Origin of the sequence: Hymenobacter koreensis, from assembly GCF_039541855.1 — a bacterium.
In the GTDB taxonomy this organism is placed as follows: Bacteria; Bacteroidota; Bacteroidia; order Cytophagales; family Hymenobacteraceae; genus Solirubrum; species Solirubrum koreensis.
Genome location: NZ_BAABHA010000007.1, coordinates 59,177 through 75,808, shown reverse-complemented (window position 1 = coordinate 75,808; position 16,632 = coordinate 59,177). Strand labels below are relative to the sequence as shown.

Annotated in this window: 14 protein-coding genes and 1 tRNA gene; 6 read left to right on the top strand and 9 right to left on the bottom strand. The window is 57.7% G+C overall.

All coding sequences use genetic code 11. The annotated features are described in order from the left end of the window. Positions 1–210 precede the first annotated feature (210 nt). A tRNA-Leu gene (locus ABD903_RS11995) sits at positions 211–292 on the top strand. A gap of 339 nt (positions 293–631) precedes the next feature. Here the strand turns inward: ABD903_RS11995 and ABD903_RS11990 are convergent. Beyond that, positions 632–2,200 (bottom strand): NFACT RNA binding domain-containing protein, encoded by a 1,569-nt coding sequence (locus ABD903_RS11990; protein ID WP_345224507.1) that lies wholly within the window; start codon positions 2,198–2,200, stop codon positions 632–634. Positions 2,201–2,352: 152 nt separating this feature from the next. Here ABD903_RS11990 and ABD903_RS11985 point away from each other — a divergent pair, with 152 nt between their 5' ends. Continuing rightward, positions 2,353–2,832 (top strand): hypothetical protein, encoded by a 480-nt coding sequence (locus ABD903_RS11985; RefSeq protein ID WP_345224506.1) that lies wholly within the window; start codon positions 2,353–2,355, stop codon positions 2,830–2,832. A gap of 5 nt (positions 2,833–2,837) precedes the next feature. Here ABD903_RS11985 and ABD903_RS11980 read toward each other — a convergent pair whose 3' ends face one another. The 3 genes from ABD903_RS11980 to ABD903_RS11970 form a co-directional block, all read right to left on the bottom strand. Beyond that, positions 2,838–3,605 (bottom strand): MBL fold metallo-hydrolase, encoded by a 768-nt coding sequence (locus ABD903_RS11980; protein ID WP_345224504.1) that lies wholly within the window; start codon positions 3,603–3,605, stop codon positions 2,838–2,840. 117 nt (positions 3,606–3,722) lie between these two features. Next, positions 3,723–4,100 carry a response regulator gene (locus ABD903_RS11975; RefSeq protein WP_345224502.1) on the bottom strand — a complete coding sequence of 126 codons (378 nt, stop codon included), beginning with the start codon at positions 4,098–4,100 and terminating at the stop codon, positions 3,723–3,725. A 71-nt stretch (positions 4,101–4,171) separates the two neighbouring features. Next, positions 4,172–8,269: a PAS domain S-box protein gene (locus ABD903_RS11970; protein ID WP_345224500.1), complete on the bottom strand. Its 4,098-nt coding sequence runs from the start codon at positions 8,267–8,269 to the stop codon at positions 4,172–4,174. 146 nt (positions 8,270–8,415) lie between these two features. Between ABD903_RS11970 and ABD903_RS11965 the strand changes: the two genes are divergently transcribed. The 3 genes from ABD903_RS11965 (at position 8,416) to ABD903_RS11955 (ending at position 11,266) form a co-directional block, all read left to right on the top strand. Continuing rightward, positions 8,416–9,546: a glycosyltransferase family 4 protein gene (locus ABD903_RS11965; RefSeq protein ID WP_345224498.1), complete on the top strand. Its 1,131-nt coding sequence runs from the start codon at positions 8,416–8,418 to the stop codon at positions 9,544–9,546. Continuing rightward, positions 9,543–10,451, top strand: a complete 909-nt coding sequence (miaA, locus tag ABD903_RS11960; RefSeq protein ID WP_345224497.1) for a tRNA (adenosine(37)-N6)-dimethylallyltransferase MiaA — start codon at positions 9,543–9,545, stop codon at positions 10,449–10,451. Before ABD903_RS11965 ends, miaA begins: the two co-directional genes overlap by 4 nt. Before the next feature lie 350 nt (positions 10,452–10,801). Continuing rightward, entirely contained in the window at positions 10,802–11,266 is a 465-nt protein-coding gene (locus ABD903_RS11955) for a tellurite resistance TerB family protein (protein WP_345224495.1), read from the top strand. A 76-nt stretch (positions 11,267–11,342) separates the two neighbouring features. Here ABD903_RS11955 and ABD903_RS11950 read toward each other — a convergent pair whose 3' ends face one another. The 4 genes from ABD903_RS11950 to ABD903_RS11935 all read right to left on the bottom strand — a co-directional run bounded on the left by ABD903_RS11950 (position 11,343) and on the right by ABD903_RS11935 (position 14,258). After that, the gene (locus ABD903_RS11950) at positions 11,343–12,548 is read right to left on the bottom strand and encodes an aspartate aminotransferase family protein (RefSeq protein WP_345224493.1); all 1,206 of its coding nucleotides are present in this window, start codon (positions 12,546–12,548) and stop codon (positions 11,343–11,345) included. 126 nt (positions 12,549–12,674) lie between these two features. Beyond that, positions 12,675–13,184 (bottom strand): hypothetical protein, encoded by a 510-nt coding sequence (locus tag ABD903_RS11945; RefSeq protein ID WP_345224491.1) that lies wholly within the window; start codon positions 13,182–13,184, stop codon positions 12,675–12,677. Positions 13,185–13,202: 18 nt separating this feature from the next. Then, a complete protein-coding gene (locus tag ABD903_RS11940; RefSeq protein ID WP_345224489.1) occupies positions 13,203–13,682 on the bottom strand; it encodes a hypothetical protein in 480 nt (159 codons plus the stop codon). Between the two features lie 30 nt (positions 13,683–13,712). After that, positions 13,713–14,258, bottom strand: a complete 546-nt coding sequence (locus ABD903_RS11935; RefSeq protein ID WP_345224488.1) for an RNA polymerase sigma factor — start codon at positions 14,256–14,258, stop codon at positions 13,713–13,715. A gap of 241 nt (positions 14,259–14,499) precedes the next feature. Between ABD903_RS11935 and ABD903_RS11930 the strand changes: the two genes are divergently transcribed. Beyond that, positions 14,500–15,924, top strand: a complete 1,425-nt coding sequence (locus ABD903_RS11930) for a serine hydrolase domain-containing protein (RefSeq protein WP_345224486.1) — start codon at positions 14,500–14,502, stop codon at positions 15,922–15,924. A gap of 361 nt (positions 15,925–16,285) precedes the next feature. Here ABD903_RS11930 and ABD903_RS11925 read toward each other — a convergent pair whose 3' ends face one another. Further along, entirely contained in the window at positions 16,286–16,417 is a 132-nt protein-coding gene (locus tag ABD903_RS11925) for a hypothetical protein (RefSeq protein ID WP_345224485.1), read from the bottom strand. Positions 16,418–16,632 lie beyond the last annotated feature (215 nt).

The window sequence follows — 16,632 nt, the reverse complement described above, 5'->3', positions numbered from 1 at the left end:
GACCGGCAAGCCGCTGCAAATGGCAAAATCGAAACGAAAGTTGCCCGCCAAGGCAACATTAGTGCCTGAAACCCTTGCGCCTAGCCCAACAGCACGCGAAAAGCTATTGCCAGTGCTTGCAGCTACGAAACCGAAGTCCTACTTTTGTCGCCACTTCGCCGCCCTCGACGGCGGAGGGACGTCCCAGCGGCGTCGTTTCTTCCGAGTTTCGCGCACGTGGTGAAATTGGTAGACACGCCATCTTGAGGGGGTGGTGCCTTCGGGTGTGGGAGTTCGACTCTCCCCGTGCGCACGTACTACCAAACGGCCGGTTCCTGCACAGGAGCCGGCCGTTTTTGCTTTTCGGTGGAGTCACTGGAAAAGACCGTCATGTCGAGCATGTTGCGCATCAAGCAAGGGACCGAGACATCTCGCTCGCGTCGTTGGAACCTCACCCCCGGCCCACCTCGCTTGATGCGCGACATCGTGGAGAGGGGAGTGTACGCTATCCGGCGTCAGCACGCGAGATGTCTCGACATGCTCGACATGACGGTTCTTTACGTTTGGGTTGTTTCTAAGCGTCAGCAACCACAGTTTTCCTGGCTAGGCTTGACCTACGCTTCGAACAGGAGGAGAGCTTGGCGTACTGCCGCTACACCCGCTCAAACGGATTGGCCGGTACCACCAGCACCACCCGCTCGCGCTCCACCACTACCTGCCCGGCAATGGCGCCTTTGGGCTTGCGCACGAATTTCTTGGGCGTAACGGTAACGGGGCACAGCGAATCATTCTGGCGGCGCGAGTACCAGGCCGCCAGCTGGGCGGCGCGCTCCACCACGGCCTCGGGTACGGCGTGGCCGGGGCGCTGCTTAATAACCACGTGCGAGCCGGTTACATCCTTGGCGTGCAGCCAGAGGTCGTCTTTGTGAGCGTAGCGCTGGGTGAGCAAGTCGTTATTCTGGGCGTTACGGCCAACCAGAATGGTAAAGCCGCCGTCCTCGAAAACTTTGAAGGGTAATTCCGTGGCGGCTTTGGCCTGTGTGGCGGGGTCGAGGCCGTGCTGCTTGCGCCAGGCGCGCAGGCTGCGCAGGTCTTGCAGGGCGGGCAATTCTTCCAGTCGCTCCAGGCACCACAAGGCCTCGGTTTCGCGGCGGTCGGCGCGCTCGGTAAGCTCGCGGGTTTCCAGTTGCTGGTTTTTGGCCTTGCGGTACAGGTTCTGAGCCGTGCGCTGGGGCGTTTCGGTGGCTTTCAACTTAATTAGGCGCGGCTGGTCGGCATTGTAAAAATCCAGCACCTCTACCTGCGCCGCGCCGGCCGGAATCTGGTGCAGGTTGGCCATGATCAGGTCGGCGGTTTGGCGGTAGCTCGCACCGTGCTCCAGGGCGTACAAGCGCTTGCGGGCGTGGGCGGCGCTGGTAGTGGCTTCGTCGGCGCGCTTATCCAGGGTTTGACGTAGCTGCCGCAGCTCGGTTTCGTAGGCGCGGCGGCCTAGCAGCAGCGGCACAAACGCGCGCAGGGCTGCTATGGGGTCGGGCGGCAGGGTTTGCTCCACGTCACCCACGGGCAGCAACGTCAGGCGCGTGCGGCCCTCGTGCTGCACAACGTAAAAAGCGGCCGGGGTTTCCAGCAACGCCAGCACCTGATGCACCAGCCGCAGCCGCTGGGGTTGCGCGGCGGCCTCGTAGCCGTGGTCACGGAGCCAGTGCCGGGGCACGTCGCCGAAGGTGGGAAACAGCCGGACCGGATCGGGATGGGCGGCCAGCTCCTCCTGCGTGGGCGCCACGGCGGGCGGCCCCTGACCGAGCGTGGCATCGTCGGTTACGCGCTGCTGAAACAGCTGGGCGGGCGCCTCGGGGCGGGGGCGGAACACGGCGTTCGGGCGCGGCCCGAACAGCTTCAGCCAGAGCCCGGCGCCGTCGAGAAACAGGAACCGCAGCACGCGGTCGTGCGGGAGCACACCCACGGTGGCGATGGTGCGGCCCAGCAAATCGGGCAGTAAATCCACTGAATTCTGGCGGGCGCGGTGGAAGCTTTCGGGCAACGACAGCAACGGCTGGCTCCCGGCCAGCTGGGCCTTCAGCCAGAACTCGGCCTGGCCGTTCGTGAGGCCAATAACCAGCTCGTCTTTTTCCTGCGAAAAGCACGTGACCACGCGGTAGCCTTGCAGCTGGCGGGTGAGGGCCGGGGCCAGCTGGCGCAGGAAGTAGTAGTTGTTATGCATAAGCGGGAGCAGAAACGCAGCGTACGGAGAGAATGGCTAAGCTGCCAAAATAATTACGATTGGCCGATGCAACTTCTGCGCATCACGCCGAACTCTCACAGCTACCTAAGCATGCTCCGAAAAGCAGTAATCGTCACGTTAGCACGCCCTTTATGAAGTCATTGCTACTGTTTATGGCCATTGGTATGGGCCTCGTATCGTGCCAAAAAACTACCGCCGACCCCAATGCAACACCCAAAGCCATTGAGGCTCCTTTCGACCAGGACTTCACGCTGCATTACCGGCAACAGGCGTTCTTAACCTCCGCCCAGCAGCCCGAGCTGACGCTGCGGGTAGCCGAACTCGACTGCAGCTTCTGCCCCGAAGGCGTGACTTGTTTTGCGCCCAGCATGGCATGGCCCAGCCTCGATGTAACCGATGCTCAAGGCCAAACCCGGCGCGTGAAGCTGCCCGCTAACCGGGTGCGCGAGTACACGCCCGCGTGGCTCGATACCACCAGTGTGGTTGCCAACGGCCGTCGGTATTTGCTTACCTATGCCGGGTGGTCGGTAACGCGGAAACTGGCCGTTCGGGAAATGCCACACCGCGCCGATTTTGCCCTCCGCTTTCGGGTAGCCAAGACCAATCGGTAGAGAATTTACACCTCCAGCCGCAGTCCGTCGTAGCCCAAGAACACGTTATGCGGCAGCGTGGCTTCCACCTCGCGGTGCTTGCCCAGCAAGTGGCTGATGTGCGTTAGGTAGGCTCGTTTGGGCTGTACATCGGCAATAACCTCTAACGCTTCGGCGAGGGAAAAATGCGAAATATGGGGCTCGTGGCGCAGGGCGTTCAGCACCAAGACTTCGGAGCCGCGCAGCCGCTCCCGCGACTCGGGCGAGAGGTGGTTGGCGTCGGTTACGTAGCTGAAATTGCCCACCCGAAAGCCCAGCACCGGCAGCTTGTAGTGCAGCGCCCGAATGGGCTGGAACTCGATGCCTTCTACCTCGAAGCTGGCAGTGTCGCTGAGAATGGGAAAGGTTTGCACCTGGGGCACGCCCGGGTAGCGTTTCTCGGCGAAAATGTAGGCGTACTCGCGCTTAAGCTGCTCCAGCACCCGCGGCTCGGCGTACACGGGCATATCCTGCTGCTGCTTGAAGTTGTAGGCCCGAATGTCGTCCATGCCGGCCGTGTGGTCCTTGTGCTCGTGGGTAAACACGAGGGCATCGAGGTGGTCGATGCGGGCGCGAAGCACTTGCTGCCGGAAATCGGGACCCGAGTCGATGATGATGCTGCGGCCCTGCACCTGCAGGTGCACCGACACGCGCAGGCGCTGGTCGCGGAAATCGAGCGAACTGCACACCGGACAGGCGCACCCGATTACGGGTACGCCCTGCGACGTGCCCGTGCCGAGGAAGGTGATTACCACTTCGTTGGAATTATGAATTATGAATTAATAATTATGAATTCTAAAATGCACACGTCGGCCGGTTTACCAGCTGGGTGCGTAATTCAGAATTCATAATTATTAATTCATAATTATAACTTACCCAATGTGCTGCTTCACGGTGCGCACGAGGGCGTCGAAATCGAGCGGCTTGGGCAGATAGTCGGTAATGCCGGCCTCGCGGAAATCGTCCATCGAGTAGTTGTTGGCGTTGCCGGTAATGGCAATGATGGGCACCTTGCGGATGCTCTCGGTGTCGTGCTGACGAATTTCGCGGGCTACCGTCATGCCGTCTTTAATCGGAATGTTGATGTCGAGCAAAATGCAGTCGATGGGCTGGGCTTCGAGCTGTTTTACCACTTCCCCGCCGTTTTTGGCCGACACAATGCGGTACTTCTGGAGCTCCAGAATTTTCTTGGTAAGGTTCAGAATTACGGAGCTATCCTCCGCAATCAGAATGGTTTTAGAATCGGACATGTCTGAAGGCCAGTTATTAGGGTTTGGAGAAGGAGGAGAGTGCGCGGAGTATGACGAAGGAAAAGCTTCGGTTAGGAAGCGTTGGTAAAGCCGGGATATTCGGCCTTGAATTGTGCGAAATAACGCATTAGCACCTGAAAGTCCCGCGGCGTGTCCTCGATACGGCCCTGTTTGAGTTCGTGTTCGAGGTGCTTGGCCTGCTCGGCCAGGCGCGTTAGGCCTAAGGTAAAGCCGGTTCCCTTCAGTTGGTGGAGGTGAGGCAGAATATCGGTGAACTTGCTGTTGTTTACCAATTCCTCGGCCTCTTGCAGCAGCGGGGTGGCTTCCTGTTCGAAATCGGCATATAATCCGGCGGCAAAGTCGGCCCCGCCGAGCTGACGCAGCTGCTCCATGGTTTCGGTATCGATAATGGGCCGGGTGTCTTGCTCGGTAGCCTCGGCCTCGGTGGGTGCGGGGGTACCGGCCGCCGCTGGAGCGGGTTGTAGCTCATGCGGCTCGGCAACCGCCGGGCCAGTGGTAACCAAGCGCGGGGTGGGCCGCCAACGACGCAGCACGGCAAACAGGTCGGCACTTTTTACCGGTTTGGCCACGTAGTCGTCCATGCCCTCGTTCACGAACCGCTCGGCGTCTTCCTTCATGGAATAGGCCGTCATGGCTACCACCGGCGGGCATACTGGGCCCAAACGGCGGCGGATTTCGCGCATGGCCGTGATGCCATCCATTTCGGGCATCTGAATGTCCATGAAGATGAGGTCGTAGTGCTTGCCGCTGGTGGCTTTGCCAATGGCCTCGAAACCGTCGCTGGCCAGGTCGGTTTCGCAGCCCAGCTTGTCGAGCAGGCGAATGGCGACCTTCTGGTTAATGGGGTTGTCGTCGACGAGCAGGACTTTGGGCGCGTCTTCGAACCGTAGGATTTCCGGGGCCCGGTCGCGCGAGGCTTGCCGCTCGCGCAGAATGTCCTCCTTGTTGTGGGCTACCTGGCAGCTGATGGTAAACCAGAACGTGGACCCTTCACCGGTGTTCGAGTACAGCCCGATGGTGCCGCCCATGAGTTCGGTGAGCTGCTTGCTGATGGCCAGTCCCAGTCCTGTACCACCAAACGACTTGGTGGGAGTGGTGTCGAGCTGGGTGAAGTTGGTGAAGAGCAGCTTTTCGTTTTCCTCCGAAATACCAATGCCCGAGTCCTGCACCGCGAAGCGGATGATCCAGTTGCCGTGGTCGTCGGGAGTACCTGATACGATGATGCTTACCGTGCCCTGCGCCGTGAACTTAATGGCGTTAGAGGTAAGGTTGGAAAGCACCTGCAGCAGGCGCATTTCGTCCATCAGAATAAACCGCGGCACGTTTTCGGCCACGCGGTAGGTAAAACGCAGGTTTTTCTGGGTAGCGCGGTTGGCAAACAGCGAGTGGATTTTCTCCAGCGTGTAGTGCAGGTCCATGCCTTCCACGCTGAGCGCCATTTTGCCGGCTTGGATTTTCGAGAGGTCCAGAATGTCGTTCAGGATGGCCAGCAGCGCGTCCGAGGATTTGCGCAGGGTGTCCACATATTCTTCCTGCTCTTCCGAGGCCACCGTTTGGTGAAGCAGGTCGATCATGCCAATGATGCCGTTCATGGGCGTGCGTAGCTCGTGACTCATGTTGGCCAAAAACTGCGTTTTGGCGTGCAGAGCGGCTTCGGCCTCGTCTTTGGCGCGGCGCAAATCGTCCTGCATTTTCTTGAGCTCGGTAATGTCGCGCCCAATGCCCTCAGTGCCCGCAGGGCCGTCCTGCACCATGCGCGCGTTTACCAGCACGCTCACGGCGTGGCCGTCTTTGTGGCGCATGGCTACTTCGTAGTTACGCGCTTCGCCGTGTTCCCGTACGGCGCTCAGCAGGCCTTCGCGCTCGGCGGGGTTAAGGTAAAAGTTGGCAATGGGGGTGCCGGTTACCTCATCGGGCGTGTAGCCCAACATATCCAGCACGGAGGGGCTCACCAGGGTCAGCACGCCTTTGCCATCGGTGCGGTAGTACACGTCCTGGAACGACTCGAAAATGGCGCGGAATTTCTCCTCCTGCGCCGCCAGCTCCAACTGCCCGCGTTTTTTGTCGGTGATGTCGTGGGCAATGCCGGAAATTTCCTCGAACGTACCGTCGTCGAGGTAAATCGGGTTCAGGTAGATTTCGCGCCAGGTGTCTTGCCCCCGCACGTCGCGCAGGCGCACCTCAAAGCGCTGCGGTACGCCCTCAAACGCCTTGCTGTAATTTTCCACGAACAGCTGACGCGCGTCTTCCTCCATCATGGCCAGGTCGGCTTGCCAGAGGTTCACGTTCAGCGAAGGGTGTACGCCGTTGCGGCGCAGGAAATAGGCGGCGTAGTTGCGGTTAAACGAGGTGAGGCGCGACTTCATGTCCACGGACCACATCAAGTGGGTGCCGCTTTCGAAAATGGCGTTCAGGCGCGCGTTCTGCTTGTTAATCTGCACCTCGTTGCGCTTCCGCTCAATAGCCAGCGCCACCTGGTTCGAAATGAAGTGCAGGATTTCCAGGTCGCCGGGGGCGTACACATCGGGGCGGGCGTAATCCTGCACCGTGATAACGCCGATGATCCGGTCACCCACGCTCAGCGGGGAGCAGAGCATGACTTCCGGCATCAGTCCGTACGCCGTAATGGTACCGTCGGCAATGAGGGCCTGCAGGTCGGGCTTAAGTAGGAACTGCGGCTTGCCCGTGCGAATGATGTACTCCGAGACACCCGTGGAAAACGGCCGGGCGGTGGTGCCCTTCTCGTATTGCGTATTCTGATCGATGAAATACACGAACTGCAGCTGCGTGCGGTTCTCGTCGGTCAGGGCAATGTAGAAGTTGTTGGTTTCGATGATCTTGCTCAGCTCCCGGTGAATGGCGCCGTACAAGGAATGCAGGTCCTTGGAGCTGATGGCCAGGTTGGCAATGCTGTAGTACACCTTCTGCAAACGCTCGGCCTTGATGCGGTCCGTGATGTCGTGCAGTATGGCGCGGGTGCTCACCGGTTCGCCGTCGTCCCAGGAGCAGTTGATAGAGCCGATCAGGTGCACCGGCTTGCCGGTTTTGGTAAGAAACACCGTTTCCAGCTTGTTCACCTTTTCGCCCTTGTACAAGTTGCGCAGCTGGTACATCAGCTTGGCCTTGTAGTAGGGGTGCACTACGTCGGAAAGGGTGAGGTTGGGCACCTCGTCGTCGTCGTAACCCAGCTTCTCTTTCCACGCCTTGTTCACGAACAGGAAGTGGTTGTCGATGCTCAGGTTCTGAATCAGGTCGTGGGCATTGTCGAGGAAGTCCTGCAGGCGGGTGCGGTTGTCGGTAATCACGCGCTGCACCACCTGGCCTTCGCTCAGGTCGCGGCCCACAAACAGCACGCCGGTAGGCGCACCGGAGGCGTCGCGGTCGAATTCGGAGTACCAGTACAGCGTGTGCTGCTTGCCCCCGCGGGAGTGCAAGGAACGCTCGAAGAAATCCTGCAGCCGACCTTCCTGCCACGCTTTTTTAAAGGAATAGCGCCGCGGCTCACGCTCCATGGGAGGCGCAAATACCTCGAAATAATCCATGCCTAACAGCTCGTCGCGGGAGTAGCCGGTGAGGTGGGCGAAGTAGTCGTTGAAATCCACCACCCGGGCTTCCTCGTCGAGCAGCAGATAGCAGAGGTTGGCCCGGCTGAGCACGTCGCGCAGCTGCCGCGAGGTGTGCTCCTGTACCTGGGCCTGCAGCTGCACGGCTTCGTTTGGCGAGGTTCCGGCTTGCGGGTGCTGGGTTACGTCGCGTAGGGTAAGCTGCACGCGGCGCCCGGCCGGCGACTCAAATCGGTGCAGCGTCAGCCAGCCGTCTACCACCGTGCGGTTGGCGCGCTGCCCGTACCACCAGCAGGCCGACGATTCGCCGGTGTGCGCCGTGTGCACCACGGCTTCCAGCAAATCATTTTCGGTTAGCCAGGTGGGTTGCTTGCGGGCGGCAGCATCGGGCCGAACAAAGCCCATTAAGCCGGCCGCCAGCAGCAAGGGGCGGGTGGTGCCCAACAGCTGAACGGCCGTGTGGTTGCAATCGACCAGGTGGCCGCGCTCGTCGTAGAGCAGCAGGGCGTCGTACGCGTTGTCGAACAAGGCGCGGTAGGTAGCGGCTTCGGTAGCCGCAGGTTCCAGTGCAGTTGGGGTAGCCATGCGCAGCATTAGCTGTCCGGGGGGTGCGGTGCCGGCCAGGATCTGCCAACCAAACGCGGCGGCAGGTTTTACGTCTAAATTTGTCAAAAATAACCCGAAAACAACGTTGCGTTCGGCATTGCCAACAAAACGACTTCTCTTACTACGTGCGCCGCCTCCTTTTCGCCGTTACCACCGACCTGAATTACGACCAGCGCATGCAGCGCATTTGCGGGTCGTTGGCGCGCCGGGGCTACCGCGTGCGGCTGGTGGGGCGGGAATGGCCCAGCTCCCGGCCGCTCACGTCGCAAGCCTTCGAACAACACCGGCTGCGCTGCTGGTTTAGCAAGGGCAAGCTGTTTTACCTCGAGTTTAACCTGCGCCTGCTGCTGTACCTGCTGGGCCAGCGCGGCTGGGACGCTTACGGCTGCGCCGACCTCGATGCGGCCTTGCCCACCTGGCTGCGCGCCCGCCTGGCCGGGCGGCCCTTCGTGTACGATGCCCACGAATTGTTTACCGAAGTGCCCGAGGTGGCGGCGCGGCCTGCCATCAGGCGGTTGTGGCTGGCCGTGGAGCGGTTTATAGTGCCGCGCGCCACGCTGGCGTATACGGTGGGCCCGGCACTGGCTCAGTTGTTTGAGCAGCGCTACGGCCGGTCGTTTGGCACCGTGCGCAACATTAGCGTGCTGCAGCACGAAACCCCGAACGCCGCAGTGACCGGCACCGGCTACATTCTTTACCAAGGAGCCCTTAACGCCGGCCGGGGCCTTGAGGCATTACTGGAGGCCATGCCCGCGGTGGCGGGTCGGTTGGTGCTCTGCGGCGAAGGCGACCTGTCGGAGGCGTTGCGGAGCCGGGCCGCAGAACTGGGGCTGCTGGAAAGCGGGAAGGTGGAATTCCGCGGATTTGTATTGCCGGCCGAGCTGCGTCGGGTAACTCAGGGCGCCGCTGTGGGCATCAGCGTGCTCGAAAACCTGGGACTGAGTTACTATTACTCCCTGGCTAATAAGTTTTTCGACTACCTGCACGCGGGCGTGCCGCAGCTGATTTCCGACTTTCCCGAATACCGCCACCTCAACAATACCTACCACGTAGCCGAAGTAGTGCCCGAGTTAACGCCCGCTGCCTTGGCCACCGCCCTCAATCGCCTCCTGCGCGACGACCGGGCGCGCTACGCCGAGCTGGCCGCCAATTGCCTCCGGGCGCGCACCGAGCTAAACTGGCAGCACGAAGAAACCGAGCTGCTGCGCCTGTACGCCAGCCTGTGGCCTGTATCCGCTGAACCCGTTTCCCCATGAGCCTTTCTTCCGACCAACCGCTGCTGCTTACCGTAGCCGGCCCCACGGCCGTGGGCAAAACTGCACTCTGTGTGCAGCTGGCTCAGCACTTCAAAACCGAAGTGGTATCGGCCGATGCACGGCAGTTTTTTCGGGAGATGAGCATTGGCACGGCCAAGCCCACGCCCGCCGAAATGGAGGGCGTTCCGCACCACTTCGTCGATTCCCACTCGGTAACAGATGATTACAGCGCCGGCCGTTACGAAGCCGATTGCCTGGCGTTGCTGAATCAACTTTTCCAACGACACCGCGTGGTGATATTAACCGGCGGCTCGGGGCTATACCTGCAGGCTGTTACCGATGGGTTCGACGAACTGCCGCCCGCCGATGCTGCCGTGCGCGCCGCCTTGCAGCAGCAACTCGAAGAGCAGGGTTTGCCTGCCTTATTGACCCAATTGGCTGATCTAGATCCGGTGAGCTATGCCCGCATCGACCGGCAGAATCACGTGCGGGTGCTCCGGGCTTTGGAGGTAACAATGAGTACCGGCCAACCTTTCAGCAGCTTTCATGGCAGCGTGCCCAAGGCAGCCCGGCCCTTTCAGGTACGTAAAATTGCCCTAAGCCGCGAAAGAGAAGAGCTGTACCAACGCATCGATAGGCGAGTAGACCTGATGCTGGAGCAGGGCTTATTGGAGGAAGTACGCCGTCTGCTGCCCTACCGCCAAGCCCAGGCCTTGCAAACCGTAGGGTACCAGGAGCTATTCGGGTATCTCGACGGTGCATATGATTATCCCGAGGCTGTGCGTCTACTCAAGCGCAATACTCGCCGCTATGCCAAGCGGCAACTCACCTGGCTGCGTCGTGACCCAGCTTACGAGTGGCTGCATCCCGAGGCTGCGTTCCAACAAATCATCAACGAGCGGTAGAGGCGGCAAAATGAATGCGCTGCCCGCGGTAGCAGCTTAAGCTTGCTGCTAAGTCAAGTGGTAGCACAATGCCCTTAACAGTACCCCAGTCGTTTTATACATTCTTAGGCTAATGCAACGGCTCAGGCTGATTAGACCGGTATTTTGTTATCGGTAAAACCGGGTGAGCAAGCTCATTCCGTGGAAATATGGTCGATAAGCTGGCAGTTTTTTTGCGAATCGCGTATTGAAACTCGTGGGCGAAAAGATATCTTAACATCGTCTGCCGGGGCCTTTAGCGGCTTAACAACCCGTGCTACCCCGGTATCGTCCTGCATCCTTCCTCTTCACCGTTTTTCCCCGCCCGATCTATGTTTGGTTTCTTCGAAAGCGAGCAAAGTAAAAAAGTTCGTAGCCACATCCAGAACCTGGCTTCCCTGGCCCGCGTCGATGGCCACATCGACGAGCGCGAAATGAACTTTCTGGTAGCAGTGGGCAAGAAAAACGGACTGAATGCCAACGATGTACGCGGTGTGGTGGCCAACTCCAGCCAAGCCGTGTTAACGGTGCCCGACAACGACTCCGAGCGGTTCGATCAGATTTTCGACCTGGTGGACATGATGCTGGCCGACGGCGTGGTGGACGACAACGAAATGGACTTTTGCATCGACATGGCCGAGAAGCTGGGTTTCCGCAAAGCCATTGTGGGCGTGCTCGTTCGCAAAATTTCGATTGGCGTGCGCGATGGACTTCCCCGCGAGCAAATCAAAACCGAATCGGAGTCTTTCCTAAACTACCAGAACACTAGCTACCCCGCCCACGGCGCCGGTTTGTAAGTTCCATACGCCAGCCCGCCGGTGTGTTCCTTCGCCGGCTGACATTGTAACGATAGCGCCGCCTTTTCAGACCGCGCTATTGTTGTTTAAGCCCGGTTTCGTGTTCAATGGCGCGCAGCAAAGCCGCGCAGGCCCAGTCAATTTCCAATTCGCTGATGGTAAGTGGCGGCGCCAGCCGCAGGGAGTTGTCGCAGAACAGAAACCAGTCCGTCAGCACTCCTTCGTGGGCTAATGCGCGGTCGATGATGGGTTTCAGGACGGCGTAAGAATCGAATTCCACGGCCATGAGTAGGCCCAGGCCCCGTACGGCCCGAATGGCGGGATGTACCAACTGCCGCCGGAAACGCGCCGCTTTTGCCGCCACCCCTGCCAATAACCCTTCTTCCTGAATAACGCGCAGCGTAGCCAACGACGCCGCGCACGATACCGGGTGCCCGCCAAACGTAGTGAGGTGCCCCAGCATGGGCGCCGATTTAAACCCGTGCATCATTTCCTGCCGCGCAATGAAAGCGCCGATGGGCATGCCGCCGCCCATGCCCTTGGCACACAGTAGAATGTCGGGCGTAATGCCAAATTGCTCGAAAGCCCAGAAAGTACCGGTGCGCCCGAAACCACACTGAATTTCGTCGAGGATAAGCAACGCGCCCACTTCGTCGCAGCGGCGGCGCAGGTGGCGCAGGTAGTCGTTTTCGGGCACCCGAATACCGGCTTCGCCCTGCACCGTTTCCACAATAACGGCGGCCGTGCGCTCGGTTATCTGGTTTAGGTCCGCCACATTGTTGTAGTGGATGTGGCGCACGTCGGGCAGCAAGGGGCGGTAGCTGCGCTTGAAGTTCTCGGAGCCCGTTACCGACAAGGCGCCGTGCGTAGAGCCGTGGTAGGCATTGTGGCAGCTGATGAGTTCGGTGCGGCCGGTATGGCGCTTAGCCAGTTTCAGCGCGCCTTCTACCGCTTCGGTACCCGAATTCACCAAATAAACGCTGTCGAGGTGCGGAGGTAAGGTTTGGTGCAGGGCGTGGGCCAGTTCGGCCGGAGGGGCCTGCACCAGCTCACCGTACACCATCAGGTGCAGGTATTTATCGAGCTGGTTTTGAATGGCGGCCAGCACGCGCGGGTGGCGGTGGCCCACGTTACTCACGCCAATGCCCGAAATCAGGTCGAGGTACCGCTGTCCTTCGGGGCCGTACATCCACACGCCTTCGGCCCGCTCCACTTCCAGCAGCAACGGGGTGTCGGAAGTTTGGGCCTGATGACGGAGGAAGAGTTGACGGGGCGTAAGCATGGGGCAAAAGTACCGCCGCCGGCTGAAAGAGTCAGGCGCTAATTGCCGGCATCCGGGCCGAAGCCTCGGCATAACTCACAAAAAAGCCCGCCGGAAGGCGGGCTTTTTAAGTGTTGAACACAAGGCTTACTGCTCTACCGTCGGGTTTGGGGCCGGGCGGCCGTTAAGGCGCTTAAGCAGCTCCTTGGTAAAGTCGCGCTCGGCCTGATACAGCAGGGCCACCTGGCGCAGGGTAATTACTTTCTGGAACTTGTCGAGGTAGTCTTTCTCCAGGTTCAGCTCGTTCTGGCGCATGGTAAACTGCTTGTTCATGGATTCCCGCAGCTCTTTGTCGCTCATGGCGGTAATGTCCTGATTGCGCATTTCACCCCGCACCTGCTTGCGCAGGTCCCGACGCTTGTCGGTGAATTCGTTGTACAACGGCCAGAAGCGCTGCGACTGTTCGGTTGATAAGGCCAGCTTCTCGGTGATGTACGCCACGCGAGCCGCTTCCAGCCGCTCGGAGCGAGGGCCGCCGTGCCCGCCGCCAGCGGGGCGTTGGGCCTGAGCGGACTGGCCCAGGCTCAGCAACGTGAGCAAGAATACCCACGCAAAATGAGCCGGGGAAAAACGTTTGTTTATGGGAAGGATTGCCATGGGAAAGAGCAGGAAAACTTATAGGTAAATATCCTCGGTGGGCTGGTCTTCAAGGGCGGCGCGAATATCGTCGGCCGAGCCCGGAAGAAACGCGTGGGTCAGATCCTGGTCGGCCACGGAGGTTTCGGCCAGGTCGAGGAGGGCGAGTTGGGGAGCGGCGTCGGAAAGCAGATACTGCGCCACTTCGGCCTGCGGAACCTGCGCCAGCACCTGCGACGCCGAAGCTGCGGGGGCAGCCTCAGCCACCGGACGAGACACCCGTTGGGGGGCGCCCGTAAGCCAGAACGCGCCCACAAAACCCAGCAGGAGCACCACCGAAGCCAGGGCCGTGCGTAGCGGTGCCGATAAAGCCAGCAGCCACCCGAAGGCGGGAGTGGTTTCGGCGGGCTGCACGCGCTGCATAATGCGCAGCGGGAGCTTATCGAAGTACGCGTCGGGCGGCGGGGCCAGCGGCTGGGGGCGCCGTGGGTGGTCGTCCAAACGAAAAGGTGTTTTCATATCCATTAGAGGCGGCTGGGGCCGCGAAGTTTAATCGGTGGCTTCGTTTACGTACTGTTCTATCTTCTTGGCAGCGTGATGGTAGGAAGCTTTCAGAGCGCCCACGCTGGTACCGGTTACTTCCGCCATCTGCTCGTAGGGCATCTCGTCGTAGTAGCGCAGGTTAAACACCAGGCGCTGCTTGTCGGGCAGGCGCAGTATGGCTTGCTGCAGCTTCAGCTCCACGGCGTCGCCGGCCAGGTTCTCATCGGCTTCCAGCTTTTCGGCCAGCTCGGCGCTTACGTCGTTAATGGGCAGGAAAAACTTGCGCCGCTTGCTTTGCAGGAAGTTCAGGCACTCGTTGGTGGCAATGCGGTAGATCCAGGTGTAAAGCGAAGCGTCCTGCCGAAAGTTTTCCAGGTGCTTCCACACCTTTATGAAGACTTCCTGCACTAGGTCGTCGGCGTCGTCGTGGTCGACCACCATTTTGCGCACGTGCCAATACACCTTGCTCTGGTACTTGCGCACCAGTTGGTTAAAGGCGAGGTTGCGTGAGCTGGGGTCGCCGAACAGGGCGAGTATCTCCTGGTCTTCCAAGCAGGCTAGGGGAGTAGGTGGAGGCGGATGGCGTGAAGGTTAGACGCTGGCGGAGGGGCAGAGTTTAATACGGGGCCGAAATTTGTTTGTAGTTCGGGTGTATGAAATTAATAGTGTTTATGATATATGTGTACTGGAAAAATGTATATTAACATTAAATTTTGTCGGTACATGAAAATTTTAGCAGCGGATAAGGTGAAATTGAACATAATGTTTGGATCAACGATAATGTCCTTGTAAAATGAAACATTTAATTATTTGTGCGATTAGTATGATATGCCTTTGGCGTCCGGTGTGGGCCCAAACCGGGCGTGCTGAGAGAGTGGAGGCATTTGTAGAGAAAGAAATGAAGCAGAAGGGTATTCCTGGTTTGGTATTTGCGGTTATTAAGAATAACGAGGTAATACAGATGAAAGCCTATGGTTACGCAAGCCTTGATCATGCTGTGCCGGTTACGACAAAAACTGTTTTTCCACTAGCATCGATTGACAAACAAATTATTGCTACATGTATCATGATGCTGCATGAGCAAAGTAAGTTAAGTCTTGAAGATCCTGTATATAAATATTTGGACTCTATTCCTGCTTCATGGAAGAATGTTAAAATCAAACACCTTTTATCCCATACATCCGGTTTAGGGGATGATCCATTGGAGAATGTTAACGGCAGGGGATTTGATCGATATACCAGTGAAAATATTTATAAATATATTAGAAAACAAGAATTAATTAATCCTGTTTCGCAGCAGTTCTTATATAGTGATGCTGGATTTTTTATTTTGCAAAGAATTTTTGAAAAAGCTTCAGGATATTATTATCCGGATTTTATTAATGAAAATATTTTTGTTCCACTCGGGATGAGTAAAACAAGGATATTAAATCCCGTAGAAGTGGTGGAAGGTCGTTCAGTGAGTTATTATAAAAGCAAAGAAGGGAGAATTTTGATCAATAATTTTCGTCAAATTAGCATGGGTCCGCACTTTGGAGACATAGGAACAACAATTGAAGACATGGTAAAGTACGATGTGGCTATTAATAATAATAAATTGTTAAAGAGAAAAACATATCAATTGATGTGGACGCCAGCTACTGTTAAAGATAATAGGGTTGTCTCCTCATTGGTTGATGAACGAACATTGTTTAACGCGGATGCTTCGTATGGATACGGCTGGGAGCTTGGTCGCTTTCGGGGAAGGAATGTTGTTTATCATAGTGGTTTTACAGGGACTTCCATTACAAAGTTTCCAGATGATAAATTAAGTGTATTGCTGCTTACTAACCTTACTTATCGTCCTGTTTTTAGTCCGAATGCATTTGCAAAACAGATTGCGTCTTTTTACTTGGGTGAGGAAACAAATAGTTCTAGTATGATTAATAAGCCTTGTGACGACTCGAGTGTGACATCAATTCTTATGCAGCTTGAGGAGGGTAAACCTGATGGTTCGTTGTTTGAGACGCATTTTTTTCAGAAATTGACACTTGCTTTGACTGATTATAAGAGAAAAATTAGTTACTACGGGGGTGTTAATAATATCGAATGTGTTTATACTGTAAGAGAAAAATCTGGTGTCAGGCATACATTTATGGTAGATTTTAAGAATGGCACTTTGTTCTATAATTTTATCTTCGATAAAAAAGGTGTTATAAACGAACTTTCGATACAATAGAATTTGCATTGAAATATTCTTAAATATTCATGATTTATTAAAAAAAAGTTTCTGGACGCAAATATATTATGTTAAAATTTAATGAATAATATTCTTAAGCCTTAGTTATGTATCATCTAAATCTATTGACAAGCGTAGCTTTTATTATTAAAGCAGGACCGTGATGTCAAATTGGTTTAAGCCCCATCACATAATCATGTTATTGCCCCTTTAAGAACGTGTTGGGAAATTAGGTGATGTGATTCAAGCAGAGTGAGACGTTAGCCCACAACGTCCAGGTAGCATGGCTGTCGGGCAGGTGCTCGTAGTCGACGACGAGGCGTCGGCAGCAGGTGAGCCAGGCGAAGGTCCGCTCGACGACCTAGCGCCGGGCCACGGGCGCGAAGCCCCAGGTAGACGGCGGGCGGCTGGCCAGCTCGTGTCGCAGCCCGCGCGCCAGCAGCCCTTCGGTGAAGCGGCCGCGGTAGGCTTGGTCGGTCACAATCGCCTGCAAGCGCGGCCCCCACGGCCGGCGTTCGACCAGCAGCGGGGCGGCGCCGCTGCCCTCGTGCTAGTGCGCGGCCGGGTGCGCGGCACGCCCACACCCGGCCGCCGGTGTCCACCGGCAGCTGCCGCTTGCGCCCGTTCACCCGTTTGGGCGCGTCGAGCCCGCGGGCCTCGGAGATGCGCGGGGCGAGCTTGACGCTCCGGCTGTCGAGGCACAGCACG

Coding starts and splice junctions, on each gene's coding strand:
- ABD903_RS11990 (WP_345224507.1), bottom strand. CDS start 2,200: ATGCATAACAACTACTACTTCCTGCGCCAGCTGGCCCCGGCCCTCACC.
- ABD903_RS11985 (WP_345224506.1), top strand. CDS start 2,353: ATGAAGTCATTGCTACTGTTTATGGCCATTGGTATGGGCCTCGTATCG.
- ABD903_RS11975 (WP_345224502.1), bottom strand. CDS start 4,100: ATGTCCGATTCTAAAACCATTCTGATTGCGGAGGATAGCTCCGTAATT.
- ABD903_RS11970 (WP_345224500.1), bottom strand. CDS start 8,269: ATGGCTACCCCAACTGCACTGGAACCTGCGGCTACCGAAGCCGCTACC.
- miaA (WP_345224497.1), top strand. CDS start 9,543: ATGAGCCTTTCTTCCGACCAACCGCTGCTGCTTACCGTAGCCGGCCCC.
- ABD903_RS11955 (WP_345224495.1), top strand. CDS start 10,802: ATGTTTGGTTTCTTCGAAAGCGAGCAAAGTAAAAAAGTTCGTAGCCAC.
- ABD903_RS11950 (WP_345224493.1), bottom strand. CDS start 12,548: ATGCTTACGCCCCGTCAACTCTTCCTCCGTCATCAGGCCCAAACTTCC.
- ABD903_RS11945 (WP_345224491.1), bottom strand. CDS start 13,184: ATGGCAATCCTTCCCATAAACAAACGTTTTTCCCCGGCTCATTTTGCG.
- ABD903_RS11940 (WP_345224489.1), bottom strand. CDS start 13,682: ATGAAAACACCTTTTCGTTTGGACGACCACCCACGGCGCCCCCAGCCG.
- ABD903_RS11930 (WP_345224486.1), top strand. CDS start 14,500: ATGAAACATTTAATTATTTGTGCGATTAGTATGATATGCCTTTGGCGT.